The sequence below is a fragment of the Streptomyces sp. XM83C genome (assembly GCF_023072675.1).
Classification (GTDB): domain Bacteria; phylum Actinomycetota; class Actinomycetes; order Streptomycetales; family Streptomycetaceae; genus Streptomyces; species Streptomyces thermocoprophilus.
The window spans coordinates 1-728 of sequence record NZ_JALLGL010000644.1 but is presented as its reverse complement, the minus strand read 5'-3'; the positions used below and the strand labels follow the sequence as shown (position 1 = coordinate 728).

The window sequence follows — 728 nt, the reverse complement described above, 5'->3', positions numbered from 1 at the left end:
ACCCGGCCCAGCCGACATCCGCGAACTCGCGGCGGCCCTCGGCGTACGCCCCACCAAGCAGCGCGGCCAGAACTTCGTCATCGACGCCAACACGGTCCGCCGTATCGTCCGCACCGCCGAGGTGCGCCCCGACGACGTGGTCGTGGAGGTCGGGCCGGGGCTCGGCTCCCTCACCCTGGCGCTGCTGGAGGTCGCCGACCGGGTCACCGCCGTCGAGATCGACGACGTCCTCGCGGGCGCGCTGCCCGCCACGATCGCCGCGCGCATGCCGGACCGCGCCGACCGGTTCGCCCTCGTCCACTCCGACGCGATGCACGTCACCGAGCTGCCCGGCCCGCCGCCCACCGCGCTCGTCGCGAACCTGCCGTACAACGTGGCCGTGCCCGTGCTGCTGCACATGCTCGACACGTTCCCCAGCATCGAACGCACCCTCGTCATGGTGCAGTCCGAGGTCGCCGACCGGCTCGCCGCCGGGCCTGGTTCCAAGGTGTACGGCGTGCCGTCCGTGAAGGCCAACTGGTACGCCGAGGTGAAGCGGGCCGGCGCCATCGGCCGCAACGTCTTCTGGCCCGCGCCGAACGTCGACAGCGGGCTCGTCTCCCTGGTCCGGCGCACCGAGCCGATCAGGACGACCGCGTCCAAGGCGGAGGTCTTCGCCGTGATCGACGCCGCGTTCGCCCAGCGCCGCAAGACGCTGCGCGCCGCCCTCGCCGGCTGGGCCGGGTCCG

Annotated in this window: 1 protein-coding gene; it reads left to right on the top strand. The window is 73.6% G+C overall.

Annotated elements, in window-relative coordinates; translation table 11 throughout:
• On the top strand, positions 1-728 hold a 728-nt coding region (gene rsmA / locus MTQ10_RS30890; protein WP_247474129.1), incomplete at both ends, for a 16S rRNA (adenine(1518)-N(6)/adenine(1519)-N(6))-dimethyltransferase RsmA.